The organism is Saccharothrix sp. ST-888, assembly GCF_000955975.1.
In the GTDB taxonomy this organism is placed as follows: domain Bacteria; phylum Actinomycetota; class Actinomycetes; order Streptomycetales; family Streptomycetaceae; genus Kitasatospora.
Map to the genome: position 1 here is coordinate 108127 of NZ_JYJF01000004.1, position 20687 is coordinate 128813.

Annotated in this window: 19 protein-coding genes; 13 read left to right on the top strand and 6 right to left on the bottom strand. The window is 73.5% G+C overall.

Annotation, left to right across the window (positions count from 1 at the left end; genetic code table 11):
• The first annotated feature begins 39 nt into the window (after nt 1–39).
• A complete protein-coding gene (locus UK12_RS03845) occupies nt 40–1230 on the top strand; it encodes a TetR/AcrR family transcriptional regulator (RefSeq protein WP_045299435.1) in 1191 nt (396 codons plus the stop codon).
• 65 nt (nt 1231–1295) lie between these two features.
• Here the strand turns inward: UK12_RS03845 and UK12_RS03850 are convergent, their stop codons facing one another.
• Nucleotides 1296–1613 carry a hypothetical protein gene (locus UK12_RS03850; RefSeq protein ID WP_045299436.1) on the bottom strand — a complete coding sequence of 106 codons (318 nt, stop codon included), beginning with the start codon at nt 1611–1613 and terminating at the stop codon, nt 1296–1298.
• 355 nt (nt 1614–1968) lie between these two features.
• Here UK12_RS03850 and UK12_RS03855 point away from each other — a divergent pair, with 355 nt between their 5' ends.
• Together UK12_RS03855 and UK12_RS03860 are read left to right on the top strand one after the other, a co-directional pair.
• On the top strand, nt 1969–3894 hold the full coding sequence (locus tag UK12_RS03855) for an ATP-binding protein (RefSeq protein WP_045299437.1): 1926 nt from the start codon (nt 1969–1971) through the stop codon (nt 3892–3894).
• Nucleotides 3891–6281: a tetratricopeptide repeat protein gene (locus UK12_RS03860; RefSeq protein WP_045299439.1), complete on the top strand. Its 2391-nt coding sequence runs from the start codon at nt 3891–3893 to the stop codon at nt 6279–6281. Before UK12_RS03855 ends, UK12_RS03860 begins: the two co-directional genes overlap by 4 nt.
• A gap of 68 nt (nt 6282–6349) precedes the next feature.
• Here the strand turns inward: UK12_RS03860 and UK12_RS03865 are convergent, their stop codons facing one another.
• Nucleotides 6350–7036 carry a DUF6445 family protein gene (locus UK12_RS03865; protein ID WP_197084530.1) on the bottom strand — a complete coding sequence of 229 codons (687 nt, stop codon included), beginning with the start codon at nt 7034–7036 and terminating at the stop codon, nt 6350–6352.
• Nucleotides 7037–7188: 152 nt separating this feature from the next.
• Between UK12_RS03865 and UK12_RS03870 the strand changes: the two genes are divergently transcribed.
• The 8 genes from UK12_RS03870 to UK12_RS03905 all read left to right on the top strand — a co-directional run bounded on the left by UK12_RS03870 (nt 7189) and on the right by UK12_RS03905 (nt 15489).
• Nucleotides 7189–7851 carry a DedA family protein gene (locus UK12_RS03870; protein WP_045299443.1) on the top strand — a complete coding sequence of 221 codons (663 nt, stop codon included), beginning with the start codon at nt 7189–7191 and terminating at the stop codon, nt 7849–7851.
• Nucleotides 7852–7963: 112 nt separating this feature from the next.
• Nucleotides 7964–9727, top strand: a complete 1764-nt coding sequence (locus UK12_RS03875) for a threonine/serine ThrE exporter family protein (protein ID WP_231591026.1) — start codon at nt 7964–7966, stop codon at nt 9725–9727.
• A 55-nt stretch (nt 9728–9782) separates the two neighbouring features.
• Nucleotides 9783–10961 (top strand): hypothetical protein, encoded by a 1179-nt coding sequence (locus UK12_RS03880; RefSeq protein WP_197084531.1) that lies wholly within the window; start codon nt 9783–9785, stop codon nt 10959–10961.
• A gap of 197 nt (nt 10962–11158) precedes the next feature.
• Nucleotides 11159–12400: a C40 family peptidase gene (locus UK12_RS44285; RefSeq protein ID WP_052681488.1), complete on the top strand. Its 1242-nt coding sequence runs from the start codon at nt 11159–11161 to the stop codon at nt 12398–12400.
• A gap of 292 nt (nt 12401–12692) precedes the next feature.
• Nucleotides 12693–13019 (top strand): hypothetical protein, encoded by a 327-nt coding sequence (locus UK12_RS03890; RefSeq protein WP_045299445.1) that lies wholly within the window; start codon nt 12693–12695, stop codon nt 13017–13019.
• Nucleotides 13020–13148: 129 nt separating this feature from the next.
• Nucleotides 13149–13736 (top strand): RNA polymerase sigma factor, encoded by a 588-nt coding sequence (locus UK12_RS03895; protein WP_197084532.1) that lies wholly within the window; start codon nt 13149–13151, stop codon nt 13734–13736.
• Nucleotides 13733–14074: a hypothetical protein gene (locus UK12_RS03900; RefSeq protein WP_045299450.1), complete on the top strand. Its 342-nt coding sequence runs from the start codon at nt 13733–13735 to the stop codon at nt 14072–14074. The genes UK12_RS03895 and UK12_RS03900 overlap by 4 nt, the downstream gene beginning before the upstream one ends.
• A 134-nt stretch (nt 14075–14208) precedes the next feature.
• Nucleotides 14209–15489, top strand: a complete 1281-nt coding sequence (locus UK12_RS03905; protein ID WP_045299451.1) for a GNAT family N-acetyltransferase — start codon at nt 14209–14211, stop codon at nt 15487–15489.
• A gap of 74 nt (nt 15490–15563) precedes the next feature.
• On the opposite strand, the gene UK12_RS03910 is transcribed toward UK12_RS03905, so the two are convergent.
• Nucleotides 15564–16376, bottom strand: coding sequence for a TetR/AcrR family transcriptional regulator (locus UK12_RS03910; RefSeq protein WP_331386632.1), 813 nt, complete (start codon nt 16374–16376; stop codon nt 15564–15566).
• Nucleotides 16377–16627: 251 nt separating this feature from the next.
• On the opposite strand from UK12_RS03910, the gene UK12_RS03915 reads away from it, so the two are divergent.
• Nucleotides 16628–17158 (top strand): GNAT family N-acetyltransferase, encoded by a 531-nt coding sequence (locus tag UK12_RS03915; protein ID WP_045299453.1) that lies wholly within the window; start codon nt 16628–16630, stop codon nt 17156–17158.
• 42 nt (nt 17159–17200) lie between these two features.
• Here UK12_RS03915 and UK12_RS03920 read toward each other — a convergent pair whose 3' ends face one another.
• The 3 genes from UK12_RS03920 to UK12_RS03930 all read right to left on the bottom strand — a co-directional run bounded on the left by UK12_RS03920 (nt 17201) and on the right by UK12_RS03930 (nt 19450).
• Nucleotides 17201–17695, bottom strand: a complete 495-nt coding sequence (locus UK12_RS03920) for a macro domain-containing protein (RefSeq protein WP_045299457.1) — start codon at nt 17693–17695, stop codon at nt 17201–17203.
• A 104-nt stretch (nt 17696–17799) separates the two neighbouring features.
• Entirely contained in the window at nt 17800–17988 is a 189-nt protein-coding gene (locus UK12_RS03925; RefSeq protein WP_052681490.1) for a hypothetical protein, read from the bottom strand.
• Nucleotides 17989–18178: 190 nt separating this feature from the next.
• A complete protein-coding gene (locus tag UK12_RS03930; RefSeq protein ID WP_052681493.1) occupies nt 18179–19450 on the bottom strand; it encodes an MFS transporter in 1272 nt (423 codons plus the stop codon).
• A gap of 193 nt (nt 19451–19643) precedes the next feature.
• Here UK12_RS03930 and UK12_RS03935 point away from each other — a divergent pair, with 193 nt between their 5' ends.
• A complete protein-coding gene (locus tag UK12_RS03935) occupies nt 19644–20609 on the top strand; it encodes a LysR family transcriptional regulator (protein WP_045299459.1) in 966 nt (321 codons plus the stop codon).
• The last annotated feature ends 78 nt before the right edge of the window (nt 20610–20687 follow it).

Consider the following 20687-nt stretch of genomic DNA (forward strand, 5'->3'; position numbering starts at 1 on the left):
CCGGGGCGAACGGCCGGGGCCGATCGCGAGGGGGCGTACGTGACGACGGAACGGGAGGTCGTGCGCAGGCCGCCCGGACGCGGGGCGCAGATCCTCGCGGTGGCGAGCGGGCAGTTCCACCGGCGGGGCTACCACCAGATCTCGATGGCGGAGGTCGCCGCCGAGGTCGGCATCACCGCCCCCGCGCTCTACCGGCACTACCGGAGCAAGCCCGAACTCCTGCTCCGGGCCGTGGAGTCGGACCTCTCCGCGCTCCGTGCGGCGGTCCGCGCCGGCCACCGGGACCTCGGCGGGCTGTGTGCCGCGCTCGCCGCCGTCGCCGTGCAGCACCGCGCGCTCGGCACCCTGTGGCAGCGCGACGCCAGGCTGCTGCCCGCCGCCCAGCGTGCCGAGCTGTGGGGGCGGTTGCGCGAGGACGTCGGCCGGATGGCCGGGGTGGTCTCCGCCGCCCGGCCCGAACTCCCCCCGCAGGACGCCGAGTTCCTCTGCTGGTCGATGCTCTCCGCGTACGGGAGCCTCTCGTACCACAGCTTCGCGCCGCCCCGGCGCCGCTTCGAGCGGCTGCTCCAGGAGATCGGCGGCGCGGTGCTCGCCGTCACCCCGGACGGCCGCCCCGACGGCCGCCCGGCCCGCCCGGTGGACGCCCCGGCGGAGTCCGCGCGGACGGAGTCCAGGCGCGAGGAACTGCTGACCGCCGCCGTCCGGCTGTTCCACGAGCGCGGCTTCGACAACGTCAGTACCGATCAACTCGGCGCCGCCGTCGGCATTTCGGGGCCCAGCGTGTACAAGCACTTCGACACCAAGGCCGACCTGCTCGCCGCCACCCTGGTCCGCAGCCGCGAACGGCTCTGGCACGAGGTCGAGGGGGCGATCGCGGCCGGCGGTGCACCCGGCGAGGCGCTCGCCGCCGGGCTGTGCGCGTACGTCGACTTCGCGCTGCGCCACCGGCACTACCTGGGCGTGATGCTCAGCGAGACCGAGCGGCTGGCCGAGCCGGACCGCAGGGCGGCGGTCGACTTCCGCCGGAACTTCCTGCGCACCTGGGTCGGCCTGCTCCGCCAGGTGCGGCCCGGGTTCGAGAGCGCGGAGGCGCGGATCCGGGTGCACGCGATGTTCGCGCTGGTCAACGACGGGGTGCGGAACCGGGCGGGCGGCGCCAGGCCCGATCTGGCGGGCGTCCTGGTCGAGTCGGGCCGCGCCGTCCTCGGTCTGGCGGAGAGCCGCCCCTGACCGCGTCCGGGGTGCGGGGGAAGGGAGGGGCCCGCCCGGTCACTGACTCGGCGGCATGGGTCGGCTCAGTAGAGGACGAAGGGGTAGTACACGTGGTGCGCCAGGTTGCCGTTGCCCTGGAGGGCACCGACGGCACCTGCGTTCCCGGCGACGCCGAGGCTGTTGTTCTGGTTGCCGCCGCCCGAGCCGGTGGCGGTCTGCTGGCTCCCGGTGCCGTTGCCGTTGATGCTGCCGACGACGTTGCCGGAGCCGACGTTGCTCACCACGCTGCCGTTGGAGTGGTGCTCGGCGGCGGCGCCGTTGTCGGCCTGGGCGGTGCCGAATCCGGTGATGAGGAACGCGCCGAGGGCGGTGACGACGGTGGCTGCGCGAATACGGGACACGGTGGTCTCCCTGCTGACTGGTGCGAATTGTGACGCCGACGGGGTGGCCGCCCCGGATGCGCCGGTTCCTGACGCCGCGTGACAAGCATTCACCGATCGGCCGATTGACTTCAATGGATCACCGGCTGGTTCCCCCGTTCGTGTCACCCGGAGGGAATATCGCGCCGTGGGCCCGGGCCGGTCCGAGTGGGTGGCGAACCCCTGGAATTCCACCGGGAATCGGCAATCTCCCCCCTCCCGGCGAGGCCGGCCACGAGGCACCGTTACGTCAATATGGAGTTGACCGGTTCACGTCGCATGAATAGCGCCTGAAATCGGTGGTCGAAGGATTGTCGTACTGGCAGACTGGGGCCTCATGTCTGAAGGTCTCCAGTCCGGGCAGCAGCCTGATCGCGATCTGCGTACGACCGAGGTCGATCTCGGCGGCCTGGTCGGCGTGCTCGCCACCCACCTGTACTCCACCCCCCTGGTCGCGCTGCGCGAACTCGTCCAGAACGCCCACGACTCGCACACCCGCCGCAGGCTGGAGGACCCCGACTGCACCGCCGAGGCGGTGATCCGGGTCCGCGGCGACGCCGCGCGGCGCACCGTCGCCATCGAGGACACCGGCGCCGGACTCACCGAACCCGAGATCCACTCCTACCTGGCCACCGTCGGCACCGGCTACACCCGGCTGCTCCGCGAGGTGACCGGGGACCAGAGCCTGATCGGCGCCTTCGGCCTGGGCTTCCTCTCCGCCTTCTCGGTGGCCGAGGAGGTCACCGTCACCACCACCTCGCACCGCGAGCCCGGCGCCGGCCACCGCTACCGCAGCCGCGGCGGCGAGCAGTACAGCGTCGAGAAGGTCGCCCCGCGCCCCGTCCCCGGCACCGTGGTCGAGCTGCTGCTCAAGCCCGAACACGCCCACCTCGCCGACGAGTACGCGCTGCGCGAGGCGCTCGGCCGGTACTGCGTGCTGCTGCCCATCCCGGTCCACGTCGGCGAGGACGAGACGCCGGTCAACGACGTCCCCGTGCCCTGGCGGTACGAGCCGCCGGGGGACCGGTACGCCGCCCGGATGCGCTTCGCCACCGCCTTCGGCCGCCGCTTCGAGCCGCTCGCCGCCTTCCCGGTCACCCCCGTCGAGGGCTCGACCGACGCCGTCGGTCTGCTCTGGGTCCAGGACGGCGGCACCTACGGCAGCAGCGACAACCGCGACCTGTCGGTCTACCTGCGTGGCATGCTGCTCTCCGAGGACGCCCGCGACCTGCTGCCCGGCTGGGCCGGGTTCATCGGCGGCGTCATCGAGTCCACCCGCCTCACCCCGACCGCCAGCCGCGAGGACCTCCAGCACGACGAGCACTACCGCGCACTCCAACAGGCCCTCGCCGACGCCGTCGTGGACGGCCTGTACGAGACCGCCCGGCTGCACCCGGCCGCCTGGCGCCGGATCCTCGCCCGGCACGGCCAGGACCTGCTCGGCGCCGCGCTCTGCGACGACCGGCTGTTCACCCTGCTCGCCGACGACGTCCCGGTCCCCACCTCGCAGGGCGACCTGACGGCCGGTGCGCTGCGCGCGGCCGGCGGCGGTGCGGTGCACGTCGCGCTCGGCAGCGGCGGCGGCTTCGAGGAGATGCTCTACCGGGCCATGCAGGTACCGATCGCCCGCGGCGACCGGTACGCCGTGCTGCCGTTCCTGCGCCGCTACGCCCAGCTGCGCGGCTGCCGGATCGTCGAACTCGGCAGCGAGAGCGGCAACCGCGAGCTGTTCCGCGACCCCGAGCAGCCGCTGCCCGCCGAGGAGGCCGCCTGGCTCGGGGCCGCCCTCGCCGACCCGGGCGAACAGCTGGTCCCGGCCCGCTTCGACCCGCCGGGCCTGCCGCTCGTCCTGGTCCCCGACCGGGAGGCCGAGCTCAAGGCCAGGATCGAGGACGACCAGGCCGACGCCCGCATCCCGTCCGCCGCGCTCCGGCTCGCCCGCGCCTTCACCGCGAAGACCGACGGCACCGTCAAGGCCAGGCTCTACCTCAACCTCGCCTCGCCCGCCGTCGACCGGCTGCTCACCGCCTACCGCACCGGACACACCGGCAGCACCACGGCGGCCGGGCTGCTGCGCTCGCTGAAGGTCATCATGGCGGCGGCCTCCGGCTCCCCGGCCGGCGACCTGACGGCCGCTCTGGCGGGTGTCGGCACCGCCGTGGCGGCGCTCACCGCAGCCGTGCCGGAGGGACTGTCAGTGGTGCCGGACACACTGTCCGGAAGCGACCGGCACAATGCGACGCAGGGGGAGGAGACCGCATGAGCACCGACATCTGGGCCTGGGTCCACGACGTCCACGGTGACCTGGTGGATTCCGGCCAGCACCGGCTGGCCACCGCGCTCGCGGAGATCGCCGGGCACGCCGTCGAGGGCCGCAACGACCGGCTCGACGCGATGTACCCGGAGGCCGTCGCCTCCGCCCGCGCGCTCGGCCTGCCCTGGGTCGAGGTCTTCCTGCGCCACTGGCGGCTGCAGAACCTGCTGAACAAGCGCCACCAGGGCGAGGCCGCGATGGCCGAGGCGGTCTCGCTGCTGGAGTTCGCGCACCGCGAGGAGACCGCGAGCTGCCCGCAGTCCGTCTGCGCCGTGCAGGACTTCACCATCTGCCACGCCAACATCGACGGGCCCGGGTACGTCACCGAGCGGCTTGCCGTGCTGGAGGAGACGCTGGAGCGGGTCGAGCCCGGCCGCGCCTGCTTCGACTGCCTCTCCCGCGAGTACGCCGACACCCTGGAGGACGACGGCCGCGCCGAGCAGGCCCTGGTCCACCTCGACCGCGCGCAGTCCCGGATCAAGGCCGCGGGCCAGCAGGTCTCGCTCGCCTTCGGCCACAGCCGCGCCTCCGCGCTGTACCGGCTCGGCCGCTACCAGGACGCCCTGGCGGCCTACGACACCGCCGAGCTCGCCTACGTCTCGGGCCGCCGCACGTTGGACGACGACGACCGCCGCAAGCTCGCCGTCGGCCGCGCCGTCATGCTCTCCGCCCTCGGCCGCACCGAGCTCGCCCTGGAGCAGCTCCCGAGCATCGAGGAGGCCGAGCGCTACCCGGACATCCGCTACCGCTGGGCCACCGCGGTGGAGTCGCTGACCGCCGCCGGCGCCTACCCGAACGACGCCGACCTCGGCGCCCGCCTCGCCCACTGGGTCGGCTACCTGGACACCGCAGGCTCCCACCGGCCCTGCCTCAACCTGCTGCTGATCGCCGGTCGGCTCGCGGTCCGGCGCGGCGCCCGGACGGTGGCCCTGACGCTCGCGGCCACCGGCGAGCGCAAGCTGACCCGGCTGCGGCGCACCGACGGGGTCGCCGAGCAGGTCGCCGCCGTGCGCGCCGAGGCCGAGGCACTGCCCGTCCCGCCGCTCCCGGTGCCCGTCGGCGAGCTGCTCGACTGGCTGGCCGGGCAGGAGGTCCCGGCCGAGTACGCCGCCGACCTGCTCGCCGCCGCCCATGCGGAGTCGACCGCGGGGGCACCCACGGGGGCCCGGGAGACCGACGCAGGCCAGGGGGCCGCCGCGCCGGTCACCGACCTGGTGCTCAACCTGGCCGGTGCGCTGGGCGGTCTGGGGCACACCGCTGCCGCCGCCGAGCTGCTCTGGGCCAGGCTGGAGCAGGACCACGAGCACGAGCACCTGGTCGGGGTGCTCGCCGGGGTGCTGATCGAGGCCGGTGACGGCGAGGGCGTGAAGCGGCTGGCCGACCGCCTGATGTCCCGCAGCCCGGCGGACGCCCACTGGACGCGGGCCCGCTGGGCCGCCGCCGAGGGCCGTTGGGCCGAGGTCGGCGAGCACTGCGCCGCCCTGCTGGCCGAGGATCCTTCCCGGATCAACCCGCGCCGGCTCGCCGCCTCCGCCGCGACCAGGCTCGGCGACCACGCCACCGCCCAACGGCTCTACCAGGAGCTGCTGGAGCATGCACTGCCCGCCGAGGGCACCCCGCCCGAGGAGCAGTACCGGACGGTCCAGCAGCCCGACCTCTGGCACCTGATCACCGCCGCCACGGCGAACCGGGACTGGGCGGCCGTGCGGTCGGTCGGCGCCCGGCTCGGGATCGAGTTCGAGAGCGACAGCGGTCCGGTCGACGAGGAGTGGCAGCTGGTCACGGTCCGGGCGACCAGGGACAACGGCTCCACCGCCGAACTCCCCGCGGTCCGTACCGGTCCGGCCACCGCGCGGATCCTGCCGGTGCTCGGTGCGGAGCTGCCGCTCAACCACCGGGACACCGTGGTCTTCGGTCCCGCGCTGCTCAACGAGCCGCCCGCCGAGGGCGAGTCCGGCGAGGACTGGCGGCCCGCCTTCGAGCTGCTCACCCTGCTCGACCCGGCCGGCTACACCACCTACTGGCTGGACGGCGGCTGGCCGGGCGGCGACGCCTGGGGCGCGCTGCGCGAGGCCCTCGGCGAGGCGGGCTACGGCCTCTGGGCCTACAGCAACGGCGAGTACACGATCACCGACCCGGCGGACGAGGACGGCGCGCTGCCCGGCGTCTACGCCGCGCTCGGTGTGCCGCCGACCGCCTCGGCGGTCGAGGCGGACGCGCTGCTCTCCCGGCTGACGGCAGCCTGGGAGCACCCGCTGAGCTGGCTCGACCTGGCCGAGACGGCGGGCGTCGAGGTGGCCCGCCACCAGGGGATCGTCGACCGCTACGGGCTCTGAGCGCGGCCCCCGGAGGCGTACGCCGCCGACGCGCCGTCAGGCCAGGCAGCCGTCGGACCGTCCAGCCGTCAGGCCATCCAGAAGAAGACGGCGGTCATCCGCTTCTCCTCCAGGGTGCTGCCCCAGTACTCGGTGGCGCTGTGGATCATGTTGGAGGTGTAGAGCAGCAGCCGGTTGTACTTGTTCGCCACCCGGACGTCCTCGGTGAAGGCGTCCGGGGAGACGAAGCGGGTGCCCAGGGCCTCCACCAGGTTGGTGTGCGGGGCGGTCACCATGTTGCCGCCGAGCGTGCCGCCGGGCATGTTCTGCCGGTAGAAGCTGGTGCCGCAGTCCCTGGGCACGTCCGGGTTGAGGTAGAGCACCGCGGCGTACCGGCACAGCGCGCGCGAGTCGGTGTGCGGGCGGACCTCGCCCTCGTCCCGGCCGACCACCTGGATGCAGTTGTGGTTGAGGGTGGCGCCGCCGGGGGCACTCTCCTGCCAGAGCCTGCGCGCGCCGGTCGCCTTCATCACCTGCCGCTCGATCCGGGCGAGTTCCTCCGGCTCGAGTCCGGGCATGGTGCGCAGCCCGGGCCAGGTCTCGGGCTTGTACGGGTAGCCCTCGGTCCAGTCGTCCTTGGCCAGGCAGCGCGCCCGCACGGCGTCCACGTCGGGGAGCACGTTGTCGAGCACCCAGTAGTCCCGCCCTGGTGTGGGCTTGCGGTAGGGGAGGACCGGGAGAGCCGGGGTCCTCTGCGGCCTCGGGGGCATTGGCATGGGCAGACCATACAGTTCGGGCCTGTCACGGCACTCCCGCGAGATGGTCAACTTTCGGTCAACTCAAGGGCGTTGGCTCTTCTCTTGGTGAATGCTTTACCATTTCATTGCACAAGCCATGCCGACCGCACCGTCCGTCAGGAGTTCAGCGCGTGACCAGCCTCTCCCTCGGCCCGTCCTGGCTCGATCCCACGACCCTGATCTCCACCTTCGGCCTGCTCGGCATCCTGGCGATCGTGTTCGCCGAGTCCGGCCTGCTGATCGGCTTCTTCCTGCCCGGTGACTCGCTCCTCTTCACGGCCGGCCTGCTGGTCGCCGACGGCACCTGCCTCAGCCGGCCGCTCTGGCTGGTCTGCCTGTTGATCGTCGCCGCGGCCGTCGCCGGTGACCAGGTCGGCTACCTGTTCGGGCGGAAGGTGGGCCCCGGTCTCTTCCGGCGCCCGGACTCGCGCCTCTTCAAGCAGGAGAACGTGGAGAAGGCGAGCGCCTTCTTCGACCGGCACGGCCCCAAGGCGATCGTGCTGGCCAGGTTCGTCCCGATCGTCCGCACCTTCACCCCGATCATCGCGGGCGTGAGCCGGATGAACTACCGGACCTTCGTCGTCCACAACGTGATCGGCGGTCTGCTCTGGGGCGGCGGCGTCACCGTCCTCGGTTACGCGCTCGGCCGGGTGGCCTTCGTCCGGGACAACATCGAGGCGATCCTGGTCGCCATCGTCCTGGTGTCGGTGGTGCCGGTCGTCGTCGAACTGCTGCGGGCCCGCCAGGCGGCCCGCGCGGCCGAGGACCGGCGGGTGGACGAGTTGGTCGACTGACCGCGGCAGAGACTGCCGCTCCGTACATGTGCGTTCGCGCGTTCGATCAGGCAAGGTGGGACAAAAGATCACATCGGTGGCCGGACGCCACCGGGGGCGGCGAGGAGTGGTAGTGCCTAAGCGGGGCCGGGGCCGGGGCCGATCGGGCGGCGGCAAGAAGGTCAGGGGCGGGCGGTCGGTCAGACCGGCGCCGAAGCCCGTACCACCGCGCGAGGCGCCACCCACCGAGGGCCTGCTCGGCTCCGCCGCGCCGCCCGTCGAGCGGCCCACCGTCATCCCGCTCGCGCCGCCCCCGGTCGAGACCGAGGGACTGCTGCGCCCCGGCGAGCCCGAGCCGCAGGACGCCCGGCCGCCGGGCGCCGCCGAGGACACCCTCACCCCCGAGGTCTGGCGCGCGGTCGGCTACGGCCTGCCCACCGGCCTGTCCGTGCCCACCCTCAGCCCCGGTGCCCCCGGCGCCGCACCCTGGCCCGACCGGATGCGCACCCTGCTGCGCACGCCCATGGCCGAGCGCCCCGCCTACGAGCGCACCCAGCGCGAGCAGAAGCCCGAGGCGGCGGTCAGGAACATCCCGCGCATCCTCGACCTGACGCTCCGGATCGCCGAACTGCTGCTCGCCACCGGCGAGGCCGCCGAGGACGTCGAGGCCGCGATGCTCGGCATCGCCCACGCGTACGGGCTCGACCACTGCGAACCGCAGGTCACCTTCACCCTGATCGGGATCTCCCACCAGCCGTCGCTGGTCGAGCCCCCGGTCACGGCGGACCGGGTGGTCCGCCGCCGGACCACCGACTACAACCGGCTCGCCGCCGTCTACAAGCTGGTCGGGGACATCACCGCGGAGAAGATCTCGGTCAACGACGCCTACCGCCGGCTCGCCGAGATCCGCCGCAACCGCCACCCGTACCCGACCTGGCTGCTCTCCCTGGCCACCGGACTGCTGGCCGGTGCGGCCTCGTTCCTGGTCGGCGGACGGCTGGACGCCAGGGCCTGGCTGGTCTTCGCCAACGCCTTCGTCGCCGCCATCCTCGGCGACCGGCTGGCCGCGCTGATCGCCCGGCGCGGCCTGCCGGAGTTCTACCAGTTCGTGATCGCCGCGATGCCGGCCGCGACCTCCGGCGTCATCCTCTCGCTCTACCACTCCAGCCTGCGCGGCTCCGTGGTCATCACCGGTGGACTCTTCGCGCTGCTGCCCGGACGCGCCCTGGTCGCCGCCGTGCAGGACGGCCTCACCGGCTTCTACATCACCGCCGCCGCCCGGCTGCTGGAAGTCCTCTACCTGGTCGCGGGCATCATCATCGGCGTCATGCTGGTCATCTATCTCGGGCTGAACTTCGGCGCCCGCCTCAACCCGAGCGAGAGCCTGGCCGGCTTCAGCCACCCGCCGGTGCAGCTGCTCGCCGCGATCGTGCTGACCGTCGCCTTCGCCGTGCTGCTCCAGACCGGCCGCAGAAACCTTCCGCTGGTCGCCCTCAACAGCTGCGTGGGCTGGTCCACCTACGGTGTGCTCACCCAGAACGCCAGCGTCTCCCCGATCGTGGCCACCGGTGTCGCCGCGGGCCTGGTCGGCCTGTTCGGCCAGCTGATGGCCCGCTACCGCAACGCCTCCTCGCTGCCGTACGTGACGGCCGCGATCGGCCCGCTGATGCCCGGTTCGGCGATCTACCTCGGCATGCTCTCCTTCACCCAGAACGAGCCCGTCTCCGGTCTGGTCGCGGTCGGCCGGGCCGCCGCGCTGGCGCTGGCCCTGGCCGTCGGGGTGAACCTCGGCGGTGAGATCGCCCGGCTCTTCCTCAAACGGCCGGGCGTCGAGCAGCCCCTGGCACCCGCACTGAGGGTGCCGCGCCGCGCCGCCAAACGCACCCGGGGATTCTGACCACGCGTTAGCCGGGCGACACCCGGAGCACCACGGAACGAAGGCACCGCCACCCATGACCAGCACGCTGTTGGACGGCTACCGCACCCATGTCGTCGCCGCGCACAAGCAACCGCTGTTCCTGCTGCTGGTCGGGTTCATCTGCTCGTTCGTGATGATCAGGTTCAGCGTCCGGATGATCCGCGCCAAGGTCCGCTGGTGGCCTGGCAACATCACGCCCGGCGGCCTGCACATCCACCACATGGTCTTCGGGCTCGGCTTCCTGCTGGTCGGCGGCATCGGTGTGTTCGCCACCAACGGCGGCCACCCCTGGATCAACTGGTTCGGCCTCGTGTTCGGGATCGGCTGCGGACTGGTGCTGGACGAGTTCGCGCTGATCCTGCACCTGGACGACGTCTACTGGAGCGAGCAGGGACGCAAGTCCGTGGACGCCGTCATCCTCGGCATCCTGGGCACCGCCCTGCTGCTCACCGGGTACGTGCCGCTCGGGGTGGTGCCCGGCCAGACCACGCCCGCGGGGTCGGGCCGGTGGGGACTGGTCGCGGTGATCTCGGTGAACGCCCTGGTGTCGGTCGCGGCTCTGCTCAAGGGCAAGATGTGGACCGGACTGCTCGGCATGCTGGTGCCCGGTCTCTCCTGGATCGGCGCCATCCGGCTGGCCCGGCCGAACAGCCCGTGGGCCCGCTGGTGGTACCCCGCCAGGCCGCGCCGCGAGGCGCGCGCGCTGCGGCGCGAGCGTCTGCTGCACCAGCGCGCGGACCGAGCGCGCACCTGGCTCTTCGACCTGATCGCCGGAGCGCCGGACAAGGTCCCGGCGCACCACACCGCCACCCACCGCGTCGCCGAGCGGATGGCCGCCCGGGCCACCGCCCATCTCGACGCGCACGCGGCCCGGTCCCTCGCCCGCCGCTCCGCCCGCCTGGCCGACCGCCGCTCGGGCGCCCCGTCCACCTCGGCCCTGCCGGCCGCCGCCTCCACCGCGACCGACCCGGAGCGGCAGGGACGGGCCCAGCAGCGCCGCCGTACGGTGCGCGCCGGGCGCAGCCGCAGCTACGCGGTCCGCCCGCCGCTCCAGCCCGGCCGGCCGGTGGCCGCCGGTGACCGCCGCACCAGCGGGGCGGGCGGTGCGTCCGGCGGCAGGCACGGTGCGCCGAGCGCCGTCGGTCCGGACGTGCGCGCCCCCTACCGCCGCTCCAGGTTCCCCCGGCTGCCCCACCCGGCCCCCCGGCGCTGACCGCACGGCCGATGCCCATCGCGCGTTCGCCGAAGGGAAACTGGCGCAGGGTCGGCAGATCCGACATCTCACCCGACAGGACGCACAGGGCTGGCGCCGGTCCGTTGCGAGGTTTGAGAGCATTACGGAAAGTGACCTGATTGTCACGTGATGGGATATTCGATGGAACGTCAGACGTCGTGAGAGAGGGCTCGCCCATGGCACGCAGACTCCTGCCGACGCTCCTGCTGTCGCTCTCGGGCCTGCTCGGCCTGCTTCCCACGGCCGCCGCGGCGCCGAGCACCAGGGCCATCGCCCCCGCGCTGCCCCTGCCGGCGGTCGCTGCGGACGACCCCTACCCCTCGGCCGACCACGTCGCCCAGGCCGAGGCCGACGCCACCGTGAAGGCCGGCTCCAGCGCGGCGATCGAAGCCCGGCTGACCGCCGCGCAGACCGAACTCGCGGACGCGGGCCGGGCCGCCGAGCAGGCGGTGGAGGCCTACAACGGCGCACAGGCGCGGCTGGCCAAGGCCCGCACCGAGTCGGCCGCCGCCGCCCGGCGCGCCGCCGCGGCCGAGGTGGACCGTACCGACGCGGCCGAACGCGCCGCCCAGCTGGCGGCCGAGACCTACCGTCAGGGCACCAGTGCCGAACTCTCCGCGATCAACGCCCTGCTCGGCTCCAAGGGCCCGCGCGCCGCCGGCGACCAGGCCACCGCCGTCGGCGTGGCCGGGGCCCGTACCCGGGAGATCCTGGACACGGCCACCGCCGCCGTCGCGGCCGCCGCCCGTACTTCCGCCGCCGCCCACGAGGCCGAGCAGGCCGCCGTCCGCGCCACCGAGGCCGTCCGGGAGGCCAAGGAGCAGACGCAGCGCAGGCTCGCCGCCCAGCAAGCGCAGGTCGCCGAGATCGCTGACCGTCGCGAGCACCTGCTCGCCGAACTGGCCGCCGCCCGCAACACCGCCGTCGAGCTGGAGCGGCAGCGGCGCGAGGCCCTGGAGTCGATCGCCGAGCGCGCGGCGGAGGAGGCGGCCAGGGCGGCTGCCGAGGCCGTGGCCGCGGCACCGAACCCGTCGGCCGACAGTGCCTGGTCGGCCGGGGGTGCGGAGGGCGTCATCGCCTTCGCCCGTTCCAAGATCGGACTGCCGTACATCTGGGGCGGCGAGGGCCCGGCCGGGTACGACTGCTCCGGGCTGACCATGATGGCCTGGCAGCGGGGCGGCAAGCCGCTCACCCACTTCGCGGCCACCCAGTACGCCGAGTCCACCCCGATCGGATACCACCAACTCCGGCCCGGCGACCTGGTGTTCTGGACTCACACCGGCCGTGCCGCCGACATCTACCACGTGGCCATCTACATCGGCGACGACCAGATGATCGAGGCCCCGCGCCCCGGTATGGCGATCAAGCAGGCCAGCCTCTGGATCATGGGCCGCCCGGACTTCTACGGCCGTCCGTAGGCGATCCGGTAGGTCCCTGAACCCTGCGGTCGGGTCGTCGGTGGGCCGGGCGGCCGAGGTGGCGAACGCTTCCGGACGACCCGGCAGGCGGCGGACCGTTCGTCGGGACCGGGGCCCCGGGCTCGGCCGGCTCCGACGGGACCCGGGCGCGTTCCCTCCCCGAAGAGCAGATCGTGGTGAGGTTTCCCGCATGTGGTCGCAACCCCGGGGGGTGCCGCACGTCTGGTGGGTTGAAGGCGCCCTTCAACTGTTGTCCCAGACCGTGTTTCCGTCACTTGCTCGGGAGAGTCCCATGTCTGTGCACGCCAAGTCCAACTACCGCCCCCGCCCCCGGGTCCTGGCCGTCGCCACCGGTGTCGCGCTGCTGCTGGGCGGCGGATTCGCCGCCCAGGCCGTCGCCCACTCCGGCGTGCAGCCGGCCCCCGCCGCGCCGAAGGTCACCACGACCGGCGACGCGGCCCCGCAGGTCGTGTCGACGCCCGACGGCTCGAAGCCCGCCGGTGCCCCGAAGGTCGTCGAGGCGGGTAGGCCGGCCGAGGTGGTCAAGCCCGGCGCCGGGTCCGCCCCGGCCGAGAACGCGCCCCGGGTGATCCAGCCGGGCAGTGGAGTGAAGAAGTAGCAGCAGCGGCAGCACCACGGGGCGGGCCGGCCTCTCCGCAGGCCCGCCCGCCCCTCCCGCAACGGATCGAGGCCCATGCAGTACGCCATCCCCGCAGCGCCGCCCTGGTGGTCCGGTCTGCTACCCCGCATGTCCCGGACGTCCCGGGTGCCCCGCCTGTCCCGGACCGAGGACGTGCCGGTGCAGGGGCGTCAGCTGCGGGCACTCGGTTCGCCGTACGACGACGGGCCGCCGCCCACGCTGCCCGAGCTGTACCGGGCGCGGCGGCTCGACATGGTGCGGCTCGCGCTCTTCCTGGTGGACGATCTGCACACCGCCGAGGACGTCGTCCAGGACGCCTTCGCCGCCGTCTGCCGCACGCACGGCACCTCGCTGGACGGGCTCCAGGACCCCGGGGCCTACCTGCACACCGCCGTGGTCAACGCAGCCCGCTCCGTGCTGCGCAGACGTCGCACCGCGCGTGCCTACACCCCGCCCCACCAGGGGTACGGGCCGCCCGTCGACGAGGGCCTGCTGCTCGCCGAGGAGCACCGCCAAGTCATCGACGCCATGGCACAGTTGACGCAGCGCCAGCGTGAGGTACTGGTGCTGCGCTACTGGTCGGAGCTGACCGAGGCGCAGATCGCGCAGACGCTCGGGCTGTCGCGCGGCACGGTGAAGTCCACCGCGAGCCGCGCGCTGGACGCCCTGGAGAAGAAGCTGGGGGCGAGCCGATGAGGCCGGACGCCGAAGACCGCCGGTCCGCGACCGAGGACCGGCTGCGCGCCGCGCTGGCCGCCCGCGCCGCGCTCGTCACGCACCGCGAGCTGCGCCCCGAGGCGCCCCCGCAGGGGCGCAGTTGGGGAGTGCGCCGGGTGCGCAGGGTCGCCTTCGCCGCGCTCGGTGTGGCCGCTGCCGTGGTGGCCGTGTGCCTGCTGGTGCTGCTGCCCGGCAGCCCGGCGGACCCGGCTCCGACGCCGCCCGCCCACGCCCCGGGCATCAGTGAACCCCCGCCGTCCGCACCGACGAGCCCGGTCAGCCCGTCCAGTGCGGACCCCCGGGTGACCCGGCCATAGCCTCAGTGCGGACTGCCTCCCGGCGCCGACGGCTGAGAGCTGTCCCGGGGCAGTGCGGCGAAGGCTCCGCATGGTCAAAGAGCAGGTAAAAAAACCTGGTGCAGAAGCGCGAAAGGCCGACGTACGGTGGCCGAATGGGCAACGACGCACATGGTCGGACCGGCCAGGACATCGAGATCAGGTACATCGGCGAGGACGAGCTCCAGGTCTGGGACCGGGCAATCTGCCGGGGGTTCCTCCGGCCGCACGTGGGGGACGCCACCGAGTTCCGCCGGCGGCTGTTCGAGCCGGGGCGCTGGCAGGGTGCGTTCGACAGGTCCGACGAGGGCCGCTGCGTCGGGACGTTCCGCAGCTTCGACACGGGCCTGACGGTTCCCGGCGGCGCCGTGATCGAGGTCGACGCCATCACCGGGGTGACGGTCGGGGCCACCCACCGCCGGCGCGGCCTGCTGAGCGGCATGATGCGCCGGGACCTCGCCGCTGCTCGTGAGCGCGGCTCGGTCGCCGCGATCCTGATCGCCGCCGAGTACAACATCTACGGCCGGTACGGCTTCGGCCCGGCGACCCGGGCCCACGGCTGGCAGATCGACCTGGCGCGGACCGGCGGGCTGCGTGCGGAGCTGCCCGACTCGCCCGGCGGCCGGATCGACTTCGTGACCATGGAGGAGCTCCGCAGGCTCGGCCCCGAGCTGCACGAGCGCTGGCAGCCGACCCAGCCGGGCGCGATCGGGCGGACGCCGACCGGCTGGGGGCGCGCCACCGGTGAGATCCAGTACCCCGGGGACGAGTGGAAGGAGCCGTTCGCCGCCGTGCACCGGGACGCCGAGGGCACCGTCACCGGCCTGGCCGTCTACACCGTGGACGACGTCTGGGACGGCAGCTACCCCAACTGCACCCTCACGGTCGCCGACTTCCTCGCCCTCGACCGGGGCACCGCCGTCGCCCTGTGGCGGTTCCTGCTGTCGGTGGACTGGGTGCGCAAGGTCACCGTCAAGAACCTCGCCCCGGACGACCCGCTGCCGCTGCTGCTGGACGAGCCGCGCGCCGCCACCCCGCACCCCGAGAACGCCGACTTCACCTGGCTCCGCCTCCTCGACGTGCCCGCCGCCTTCGTCGCCCGCAGCTACGCCGCGCCCGGCCGCGTGGTGCTCCAGGTCGGCGACCCGGAGCGGTACGCCGAGGGGCGGTGGGCCCTGGAAGTCGGCGCCGACGGCACCGGACGCTGCACACCCACCGAGGACGAGCCGGACCTGGCCCTCGGCGCAGGCGCCCTCGCCTCGCTCTACCTCGGTGCTGAGACGGTGCCCCGGCTGGCCGCCGCCGCACTGGTCACCGAGCTGCGCCCGGGCGGGATCGCCGCTGCCGACCTGCTGCTGCGCACGCCGCTCGCGCCGTGGAACCCGGACATTTTCTGACCGGACCGGACCGGCGTCCGGGGGAGCCCTGTCCACCCAGGTGGACGGGGCTCTGCCGTGGGGCGGGTCTGCCGCTACCGGGCGGTGCGCCCGATCGTCGGCAGGATGAAGTCCTGGATCAGCCCCTTGGCGTCCCGGACTATCGGGCGGAACACCCGGTAGCGCGAGAGGTTGATGATGCGTGCCGCCATCGGAGTCGAGCGGCGGACGAATTCGCGGGTGCGCTCGGTGTCCGGTGTCCGGTCGAACACCCAGTAGAGGACGACGACCATCAGGTGGAGCCAGAGCAGGTCGGGGAGCAGCTCCGCGAGCTCGGAGTCCAGTTTCGGCGCGAGCTCCGAGCCGGCCAGCACCTCGCCGAACAGTGCCACCGCCGTCTTGCGGGCCGGATGGGACTCGTTGGAGAACGGGCTCAGCGAACTGGTCGGGTCGGCCGCCGTGCGGAAGAACTGGGCCGCGAACTCGTGGTAGTCGGCCGCGCAGTCGAGCCACGAGGCGAGGGCGATCTCCAGCCGCTCGGCGAAATCGGTGGTGCCGGCCATGCGGACCCGGGCGTCGGCGGCATGCTCGTACGTCATTCGGTCGTAGAACCCCTGGATCAGGAATTCCTTCTTCTCGAAGTAGTAGTAGGCGTTTCCGACCGAGACGCCCGCCTCGGCGGCGATGGCGCGCATGGTGGTCTTCTCGTAGCCGCGTTCCTGGAACAGCCGCATCGCGGTTTCGAGGATCAGCGCACGGGTCTGCTCGCTCTTGTCGGTCTTGGGCTGGGCGCGCCCGCCGCGTACCTCGGGAGCGGGTCCGGGGGCGGGCAGTCTGCCGTCCGGGGCGGCTGCGCCCGAAGGGCTGTCCGCGCTGGTCTGGCCGCTGCCGCCGTTCGTCGTTGCCACGTCGTCCACGGTTCTCGAGCCTAGCGGGACACGGCGGTGGCGCGGTCGTCGCTATCGGGCTGCGTCGTACCGGATGTCCCTGGCGTATCCGGTGCGACGCAGCCCGATCATCCCCTTCCCCCTGTTCCCCCGGGGTCTCCGGTGTCCAGTCGGTGACCCCAGGCGATTTCGAACGCGTTCAAAATCGCCTGGCATGACTCTATGGGCAGTTCCTGAACGCGTTCAAGTCGACGGCGTGGGAGGCTCGTCACATGAACCGACAGGCCGTCATCCGCGTCGGGGGTGCCGCCGACACCGAAGCCGTCGCCGCGCTGCACTCCGAGAGCTGGCGCACCGCATATGCAGGAATCGTCCCGCCCGAGGCACTGGGCGACGGGCTGGCCGAGGAGCGCCGCGACATCTGGGCGATCCGGCTGACCGCCGACTACGGCACGCCCGAGAACACCCCGCTGCTCCTGGTCGCCGAGCTGGACGGGGAGACGGTCGGCTTCGTCTACCTGGTCCCGCAGCCCGACGGCCGGGTGCTGGTGGACAGCCTGCACGTCCGCCCCGGACTCACCGGCGGCGGTATCGGGCGCGCGCTGCTGGACGAGGCGCTGGTGCATGCCCCGCACGCCCCGCTCTATCTGGAGGTGTTGGCCGGCAACACCCGCGCGGTCGCCTTCTACGAGCGCGCGGGTGGCGTTCGCACCGACGAGCGCGAAGGCTGGTTCCCCGGCGGGCACCTGCTCCCCGAGTACGAGTACACCTGGGCGCCGGGCGCCCGGGACGGGTCGGCCTGAGCGGGGGCCGACGGGTCGGCGGGCCGGGGTGCCCGGCTCCGGTCAGTCGTGGTCGTACACCGTCACCGGAACCCCTCGATCCGTCAGCCGGGCCCTGAGCAGCGGCTCGATCAACTCCCAGCGGCCGCCTGCCAGGCCGCAGCCGATCCGGGGCATGTGGACGGAGGCACCGAGTCGCAGCGCGTGCTCGCCGAGCCGGGCCAGCGCCGAGTCGATCGCCTCGTACCGGACCGGGACGCCCGTCGACCGTCCGGTCCTGATGCCCCGTTGGCCGATCAGGTTGGCCACCCACACGTACCGTTCGACCTGCACCAACTGGGCCGCGCCGAGGCCGAAGTCGTTGCCCGGGCGTTCGCGGTGCCAGCGCCGGTACGCCGCCTCCGGCTCGGGCCAGCGGCGGGAGAGTGCCACCACGAAGCCCTTGCCCCAGCCGCCCAGGTCGTTGCAGACGTGCGCGATCACCTTGACGCCCTTGCCCTGCGGGGCCGTTGCGTCCCCCCGCAGGTACCTGATCCCGCTGCGCGTCTCTTCCCCCATGGCCGCAACGCTAACGAGCGGCACTGACGGGCGCCGCTGAATTTCGTCCGGGTGCCCCCGCCGTGTGAGCGGTCGAGGCGGACGTCACCCGGGCACGCCGGTCGTCACCGCGCCTCCACCTGAACTCGGTTGGCGTGCGGCGGCCACCCGATGGCTTCGAAGACCGCGACCGGGTCGAGGTAGTCGCGCCAGCGGGCGACCTTGCGGTTCACGATGGTCAGCACGGAGATGTAGCGGTCGCCGTAGCCGGCCCCGGTGGCCACGGCATGGCCCTGCGAGGCGTACTCCAGCACGACGACGCCGGTGCTCGGGTCGTGATGGACCGCAAGATCGACCGGACAGCCCCCCGGCCAGTGGCGGCAGCAAGAAGCCGGGCCGTCCGACCCCGCCCACTGACCCCCGCACTCGCACCCGCACCCGCACACCGACCGGCGCCGAGCACGGGAGCCCGGGGACGTGGGGACGCGGGATGGCCTGGGAGTGCTACCTCGACTGGTCACACATCGGTGCCGGTGCCGGTGCCGGTTCCGCCGGTGCTGCTGCCGCCGGTGTCGCCGGTGCCGCTTCGGGGCGTTGCAGTCGGCGGTAGCCGACGGCGGTGAGCAGCAGGGCCAGCGCCGCAGCGGACGCCGGGGCGAGGTAGCCGGTGCCGGAGGCGGTGTGCTGGGCGATCGTGCCGCCGAGTGCGGAGCCGGCGGAGATCCCGACCACGATGCCGGACACCGCGATTGACATCCCCTCGTTCAACTGTCCATCCGGCACCGACTCCTGGACCACGGTCATGCCGGCCACCATGGTGGGGGCGGTCCCCGAACCGGCCACGAACAGTGCGACCGCCAGTACGGCCGTCCCGGCCCCCGCGAGCGCGACGGTCAGCGGCAGGAGCAGCAGTCCGGCCATCGCGGCCGTCCCCGCCAGCAGCCGGGCGGCCGCCGGGCGCCGGAACCGGACCAGGCCGAAGGCCAGTCCGGACACGCAGGAGCCGGCCGCCAGCAGTGCCAACAGGACGCCCCCCGAAGCCCGTTGTCCGAGCGCGTCGGTGTACGCGATGGTGGTGACCTCCATCGACCCGAAGACCACGCCGGTCGCCAGGAAGACCGGCACCACCGCCCGCAGTCCGGCCGCCCGCCAGGCGCCGCCCTCGCCTCGAGCCACCGGCCGTACCGGTGGCTCGGTACGGCGCTGCGCGGCGAACAGCAGCGCGCCCGTGCCCGACAGCAGCCCGGCGACCAGCAGCCCGGCCTCCGGGAAGAGCGTGCTGCAGAGCAGCATCGACAGCACCGGCCCGGTCATGAAGCAGAGTTCGTCCAGGGCCTGTTCGAAGGAGTTGGCGAGATGGCGGGCGGCCGGGTCGTCCCGGTGGAGGTGGGCCCAGCGTGCCCGCACCATGCCGCCCAGGTTCGGCTGCACCGAAGCGGCGGGCCAGCAGACGAAGTACGTCCAGGTGGGTGCGCCGTAGTGCACGCAGAGCAGCAGGCCGGCGAACGGGCCGGCGGCGACCAGTAGGCCGCGCACCGCCACTTTCCGCTGCCCGTACCGGTCGACCAGCCGTCCCAGCAGCGGCATCCCGAGCGCGACGGCCGCCACGCCGGCCGCCGAGACCGCTCCCGCGAGCGCGTAGGAGTCCCGGCGGGTGGCGATCATCACCAGGGTCCCGACGCCCGTCATCGAGAACGAGAGCCGCCCGCACAGTCCGGCCAGGGTGAAGGCGACCGTTCCCGGTGGGGCGAAGATACGGCGGTACGAGGCGAGCACGGGTCTCCCGGGGTGGCGGTGGGTGGTGGTCGGTCTGCCGGTAAGCCTTGCGGCGCCGGGTGCGGCCGGTCCAACACCTGTTCTGCCGGATTGACGCGTCTGTGTTGTCAGTCGCCGCTGGCGGGCGCTGGTGCCGGTCGCCCGTGTCGATCGCCCCGGGCGGGTGCGGGAGCTGCGTTGCTAACCTGCCGACATGCCCGTCGACCTGCACCCGCGCCTGCTGCGCGGCTTCCTGGCCACCGCCGAGACACTGCACTTCGGCCGTGCGGCCCAGCGGCTGCACATCGCGCAGCAGGCCCTCAGCCGGGACGTCCAGGCGCTGGAACGGGCGCTCGGCGGCGCGCTGTTCAGCCGTACTACCCGGACCGTCCAACTCACCCCGGCCGGTGAGCAGTTGCTGCCGAAGGTGCGCCGACTGCTGGCGCTGCACGACGAGATCGTGGCCGGCGCCGACGAGCGGGCCCTGCTGGTCGATCTCAACAGCGCGGTCACCGGCGCGGATCTGACCGCGGACCGGTTGCTCGCCGCGGCCCGTACGGCACTGCCCACCTGCGAACTCCTCGCCCGCTACAGCGGAGGGCTCGCCGCTGCCGCAGGGGAGTTGCTGGCACACCGGCTGGACGTCTCGTTCGGCCGCTACGCCGGTCTGGCGGCGTCGGTCCGAAAGCAACTCACTCACACGCCGGTGCGGTTGGAGCGGATGGCGGTGCTGCTGCCGGCGGCGCACCCGCTCGCCGGGCAGGACGGGATCCCGCTGGCCGCGCTGGCCGGTCACCCGGTCGACATCTGCGCGGGCAACCCGGCGACCACCGAGTGGACCGACCTCGGGCGCCGACTCGCCGCCGAGCACGGCCTGCTGACCGCCCCGCCGTACACCCCGCCGGTCGGCGCGGACGAGATGGCCCACTATCTGACCCGGCACGGCGAGGCGGTGCTCACCACCGTCGGCGGGCCCGAGATTCCCGGCGCGGTCACCCGTCCGCTGGTCGAGCCGGTGCCGCTGAGCCTGGTCGGCCTGGTCCACCGCCCGGACCTGCGCCACCCAGGACTGGGCGCACTGCGCACCGCGGCGGCGGAGTTCGGCGCGCGCGAGGGCTGGCTGCGGCGCCCGCCGGGCAGTTGGCTGCCGGGTGAGGACGCTGCGCTGCTGGGCGGCTGACGTCCGGCTCGGGCCGGTCGGGCCAGGTGGTCGGCTCGGGTCTGCTGCGGCCGGGTGTGCCGTGGTCGGGTCGGGTTG

Coding starts and splice junctions, on each gene's coding strand:
- UK12_RS03905 (WP_045299451.1), top strand. CDS start 14,209: ATGGGCAACGACGCACATGGTCGGACCGGCCAGGACATCGAGATCAGG.
- UK12_RS03935 (WP_045299459.1), top strand. CDS start 19,644: ATGCCCGTCGACCTGCACCCGCGCCTGCTGCGCGGCTTCCTGGCCACC.
- UK12_RS03920 (WP_045299457.1), bottom strand. CDS start 17,695: ATGGGGGAAGAGACGCGCAGCGGGATCAGGTACCTGCGGGGGGACGCA.
- UK12_RS03895 (WP_197084532.1), top strand. CDS start 13,149: ATGTCCCGGACGTCCCGGGTGCCCCGCCTGTCCCGGACCGAGGACGTG.
- UK12_RS03860 (WP_045299439.1), top strand. CDS start 3,891: ATGAGCACCGACATCTGGGCCTGGGTCCACGACGTCCACGGTGACCTG.
- UK12_RS03865 (WP_197084530.1), bottom strand. CDS start 7,036: ATGCCAATGCCCCCGAGGCCGCAGAGGACCCCGGCTCTCCCGGTCCTC.
- UK12_RS44285 (WP_052681488.1), top strand. CDS start 11,159: ATGGCACGCAGACTCCTGCCGACGCTCCTGCTGTCGCTCTCGGGCCTG.
- UK12_RS03880 (WP_197084531.1), top strand. CDS start 9,783: ATGACCAGCACGCTGTTGGACGGCTACCGCACCCATGTCGTCGCCGCG.
- UK12_RS03855 (WP_045299437.1), top strand. CDS start 1,969: ATGTCTGAAGGTCTCCAGTCCGGGCAGCAGCCTGATCGCGATCTGCGT.
- UK12_RS03915 (WP_045299453.1), top strand. CDS start 16,628: ATGAACCGACAGGCCGTCATCCGCGTCGGGGGTGCCGCCGACACCGAA.
- UK12_RS03890 (WP_045299445.1), top strand. CDS start 12,693: ATGTCTGTGCACGCCAAGTCCAACTACCGCCCCCGCCCCCGGGTCCTG.
- UK12_RS03900 (WP_045299450.1), top strand. CDS start 13,733: ATGAGGCCGGACGCCGAAGACCGCCGGTCCGCGACCGAGGACCGGCTG.